The 5,021-nt window shown below is 52.3% G+C and carries 4 protein-coding genes; all 4 read right to left on the bottom strand.

Annotation, left to right across the window (positions count from 1 at the left end):
* Positions 1 to 214: 214 nt before the first annotated feature.
* On the bottom strand, positions 215 to 1,450 hold the full coding sequence (locus NG833_RS25650; RefSeq protein ID WP_254568112.1) for a VWA domain-containing protein: 1,236 nt from the start codon (positions 1,448 to 1,450) through the stop codon (positions 215 to 217).
* A 652-nt stretch (positions 1,451 to 2,102) separates the two neighbouring features.
* Positions 2,103 to 3,731: a serine hydrolase gene (locus NG833_RS25645; RefSeq protein ID WP_254568111.1), complete on the bottom strand. Its 1,629-nt coding sequence runs from the start codon at positions 3,729 to 3,731 to the stop codon at positions 2,103 to 2,105.
* A gap of 205 nt (positions 3,732 to 3,936) precedes the next feature.
* The gene (locus NG833_RS25640) at positions 3,937 to 4,710 is read right to left on the bottom strand and encodes an RNA methyltransferase (RefSeq protein WP_254568110.1); all 774 of its coding nucleotides are present in this window, start codon (positions 4,708 to 4,710) and stop codon (positions 3,937 to 3,939) included.
* A gap of 49 nt (positions 4,711 to 4,759) precedes the next feature.
* Positions 4,760 to 5,021: hypothetical protein (locus NG833_RS25635; RefSeq protein ID WP_254568109.1), on the bottom strand; the 262-nt coding region annotated here is incomplete at its 5' end.

Below are 5,021 nucleotides of genomic sequence, written 5' to 3'. Positions count from 1 at the left end.
CGACTGAAGTCGTTACTACGAACTAAGAAGAACGACTGAAGTCGTTACTACGAACTAAGAAGAACGACTGAAGTCGTTACTACGAACTAAGAAGAACGACTGAAGTCGTTACTACGAACTAAGAAGAACGACTGAAGTCGGGACATAAAATTGAGGGAAGGGGATGGAGTGGAAAAGCGGCAGAAATGGGCGTCTGCCGCTTTTGTTTTGAATATTATTGCAAAATGGTTTTGGAGACGATGCGGGTTTTTTTGCGATCTGCTTCGGAGAGTTCTTGTCCCTCTTGGAGGCGGGTAGCACTGGTTTGAAGGACGGTTGCTCCCCCTTTGTCACCCATTTGTAAGGCAGTTTTGGCAGCAGTTTGCAGCATAGTGGCGGCACCTGCCCGATCGCCTTGTTGGATTTTCTGTTCGGCAATTTGGGTTTGCCGATATTTCGCTAAGGCGAGGGTATGCTGCTGTACCGTGGGGTCGATCGCCGGGTGATAAGCACTCAATACATTGGCATCGATGAGAATCGGATCGCTGAGAACCTGTTTCCGTCCTGCGGAAGGGTCATCGTAGCGAATTTGCAATTCCGCGAGGGTTTGTTTGCCTTCATTAAATTTGCCAATATATAGGTTGGCTAAAATCACCCGTTCGGTGGTCATAATATCTCCTAAACGCACCTCAAACAGTCCATTCTTGGCTTCTACGGGGAGTTCGATGGTTTCCGGTGAGACTTGGGCGATGGGTTTGAGTTCGGCAAGGCGAACTTTTGGCATGAGCTTCAGTTGCAGGTAAGCATTGGTTAAGGCAACAGATTGAATCCGACTGAATAAGCGGCTAAATTCTTCAACGGCTTGTTCCGGGCGTTCGATATGAGACAATGCACCTCGGGCGGCAGTGGCAATGGATTCGAGCACATCGAGGTTCCAGTGATCCCCAAAGCCGAGGGTATTGAGAGTGAGGTTGGCGTCTGCTGCTTCCGAGGCTAATTTCAGACAGCGATCGTTGCTGCCATGTTCGTTTTCGCCATCAGTGAGGATGAAGGCTTGGGAGACGGTGCCGGTTGCGCCTTTTTTGAGTTCTTCCATGCCTTTTTTCATGCCTTCATCGATCGCAGTCCCGCCATCGGCTTTGAGTTTGTCGATTTGTTTTTTGATGCGACTGGTATCTTCGATCGCCTGATTGGAAACAATCACTTTGGCGCGATGATCGAAGGCGACAATACTGAGGCGATCGCCGGGTTTGAGTCGGTCAATCAGGCGATAGGCAGCCTCTTTCACCGTGGTTAACGGACGTCCAGTCATGGATCCGCTATGGTCCAAAATCAGGCAGAGGTTCAGGGGGACAGCGGTTTCTAAACCGGCGGCGATCGCGGAAATGGATAGGGAAAGTTGACGCTGAGAACTGGGTTGACCCGCGTCTATATTGGCATCACTGAGGGCTGGATGGATAGCAACTTTCATTAAATTTTCTCCTAGCAAACAAAAAAGCAGTCCGGAATCAGGGTCTTTAACTATTTGGATTTTGGCACATCCGCTATCGACACCGCTAATGTTGCCAAGAGAATCCCTCTGATGAATAGAGATCCTTGGGGGTCAGGTTCCTTAACTGCACCTCTTGTCCCCTCCCCTTGGCAAGGGGAGGGTTAGGGTGGGGTTCTTCCGCAGAATAGAGAACCCTCGGGGTCAGGTTCCTTTCTTGTCCCCTCCCCTTGGCAAGGTCCGGGTTAGGGTGGGGTTCTTCTTGGGCGATCGCCACCCACCCGAGTAGGTTTTGTATGCGTAACTGCACCTCTTGTCCCCTCCCCTTGGCAAGGGGAGGGGACCGGAGGACCCCACCCTAACCCGGACCTTGCCAAGGTAGGGGCGATTCGAGAATCGCCCGTCTATAAAATTCCCCTAATTTTCTATCTGTTGGGGTAGGGGTTTTTCGGGCGATTCTCGAATCGCCCCTACAGGGGTTTTTGGAGAAAATGGGTAGATTTTTTCAGGCGATTCTCGAATCGCCCCTACAGGGGTTTTTGGAGAAAATGGGTTGGTTTTTCGGGCGATTCTCGAATCGCCCCTACACAGAATTAGGGGAGGGGACCGGAGGTAAGGGGTCAGGGTCTTCTGACTAGAGTTCTCCACTAAAGGATTGGTAAACCACTTGGGACATTTGCCGGATTAACTCTTCTGCTGCTGGGTCATTGTGGGGACGTTTGACGATCGCCGCGATTAAATAACGCTTCCCATTCGGCATATCCACCAATCCGGCATCGGAAATGGCGGTCCCAATATCTCCAGTTTTGTGGGCGATCGCTGCGCCGTCACCCAATCCTTGGGGGAGTAGGGAATTATTCACCGTACCTTGCATAATCTTCAAGAGGCGATCGCGACTTCGCAGAGATAGCACCTGTCCCCGTTCTACCAGTCCCATCACCTGGACCAAATCTTGGGGACTGGTGGTATTAGTACCGGCTAAATCCGGGAGAGGGTTGGCGATCGCCGTGTTGCTCAATCCCCAGGATGCAAAGCGCTGATTCAGGGCCGCTGCACCCCCCAACCGCTCAATTAACATATTGGTCGCCGTATTATCGCTAATCTGGCTCATTTTAGTCGCCGTCTCTAGGGCACTGTACCTCGTCCCCGGTTCGGTGAACTGCATATCCCCGGACCCTTCGGCAATATGCTCTTGTTTCATGGTCAGCATTTCATCTAAGCTGATTTTTCCCGCATCCACGTCCTGAAAAAATGCAATTAAAATCGGCACTTTAATCGTACTGGCAGCAGAAAAACTCAGGCTGCCATTCAAGTCCAGATAGGCCCCCGTATCTAATTCAATGGCATAAACTCCCGGGGTCAATTCCGGATGTTCTGCGGCCATTTCCTGCAATTTTTGTTTGAGGGTTGTGATTTCCTGGGTGATCGGCAGGGCCTGGAGATTGTAGGCGGCAGCAGTCTGTTCCTGTTGTTCTTCTTGGGTTTCAGTGTTTCCAGCCGCCCCGACGGTGTAGTTATCCGCCGGATTCCATATCGATAAGAGAGTACCCGCGAGGACTCCGAGTCCCACGCCGAGAATCAGCAACCTTGCCCCATAAATCAGGGGCGAGATTTTGGTCCGTTTCGGTTTCTTCTCGGTGGTTTTCCGGGTTCTAGTTTTGGGGAGGCTAGTTTTGGAGGAAGTCCCGCTAGGGCGTTTAGATTGCGCTTTCGGGGTGCGCTTGCGCGGGGGTTTATTTCCCGAATCTGAGGGTTTTCGTCCCGAAACTCGTTCCCGGGGAGAGTCGGATCCGTCTTTAGCAAGCTGACGACTCAGGGGGGTAGAACGAGTAAAGGTGGAGGGGCGTTGTTCGGCGAGGCGATCGAGGGAGTTGGACCCACGAGGAGGGCGGGGATTGTCCGAACCGGGAGAATCAGGTTGGTTCCGGGAACGGGGGACTCGGCTCATTCGCAATTGTTCAGCTAACTGTTGAGATTGTTGCTGTTGTCTGCCTGCGGGATCTCCCGGGGAGGGCAGGGGTCCATTTTCTCCCTCATAAAAGGGGGGAATTGGGGACCCGGTTTGTCTAGGGTCCCGGGGTGGCGTTTCCAGACGGCGATCGCCACGGGTCCCGGGGGCCGATTTGCGGGAAGCTGATTGGGTTGCTTTTTTCCCCGATGTCTTGGTTTTGGTTTTTTTTACCCGCTTTGTCGGTTCGCCAGACTCCGCTTTTTCCGAAGGCACCACCGACAAAAATGACCGAATTGGAGACCTTTGAGCCACACCACACTCCTCTTGTTTCGTTCTTGCTGCTTGTTAGGCTCACCCACTCCCTAAGTCCCATTTCTTAGGCTCAGTTTTGCCCGCAGCATCGTCAATCGTAACCCCTTCAGGCACTCTTTTGGCGATCGCACGGACAACCCAGGGCAGAAACTCCGGGGCAGAAACCGGGTTGCTTGAGAATTTTTCTAATCAAAGGCTATAACGCTTATAGCGTATCACCAACCTCAGATCCTTGGGACAATGCCCACTCCATTTGTGTCAAGATTCCCCGCAACATGGCGACTTCTTGACTGGATAATTGCGCTCGATTGTACAACCGTCGGAATTTTTCCAGTCTCCGGGGCGCAGTATGAGGATAAAGATACCCAATTTCCAATAACAATCGTTCCAAGTGTTGATAATATCCTTCTAATTCCTCTAGGGAGGCGGTGGGAACGCTAGAACTGGCGCTGATGAAGGGGGACGGGTTGCTGGAGTGGTCTTCTGCGAGTCCAGTCGCCTGTTGGTACAGTTCGGTGGCGCAAACGGCGACGGATTGGGCCAAGTTTAAGGAAGGATACTCGGGACTGGCGGGAATTTGCACGAATCGCTGGGCGTAGTTGAGCTCATCGTTGCTCAATCCTCTGTCTTCCCGGCCAAAAATTAAGGCGGAGGGGGTTTCTAATAGCCAAGGGAGGGCGACTCGGGGGGTTTCTAAGTCTGTGGGTAAGGACCGGGAACGCCCGGTGGTTGCGATCGCCCGTTGACATCCCACCAGGGCCTGTGGGAGTTCGTTGACAATTTGGGCGGATTCTAAAATATCTGCCCCATGTACGGCCATTTTAATCGCCCATTCATCCTGGCGATCGCATTGGGGATTCACCAAGACTAACTGAGACAAGCCCATATTTTTCATCACTCGCGCCACTGAACCCACGTTTAAGGGGCCAGCCGGTTCTACGAGCACGATCCGAATTCTGGCTAATGCGCTTTCACTCATGGTGGGAATGATCGGGGTGGGGATGCTTCTTTGTCTGCGAGCGTCTGAATTATAGAGGAATCGGGGACCCAATACAACTGCGGCAGACTCCAACCTGTGGAGATCGCCTCGAATGCAGGACTGACGCAATCTGTAACCTCGAACCCCCATGTAGGGGCGATTCGCGAATCGCCTCTACATTGGGGGTGGATTCTTCAAATCTGCGTAAGTCCAAAAAGGGTAGCCCTGTCAAGGTGATAAATTTAATGACGAAAAATCCTGATGTCTTGTAGGGGCGCAATGCTTGCGCCCAAAAGAGGGCGCAAGCATTG

The sequence above is a fragment of the Oscillatoria sp. HE19RPO genome, assembly GCF_024220515.1.
Lineage (GTDB): Bacteria > Cyanobacteriota > Cyanobacteriia > Cyanobacteriales > Laspinemataceae > Laspinema.
Note: the sequence above shows the minus strand (reverse complement) of the source record. Positions and strands in the feature narration are given on the sequence as shown.

Bases quoted from the DNA above. Each gene is read 5' to 3' on its own strand.
- NG833_RS25650 (WP_254568112.1), bottom strand. From the start codon at position 1,450: ATGAAAGTTGCTATCCATCCAGCCCTCAGTGATGCCAATATAGACGCG.
- NG833_RS25640 (WP_254568110.1), bottom strand. From the start codon at position 4,710: ATGAGTGAAAGCGCATTAGCCAGAATTCGGATCGTGCTCGTAGAACCG.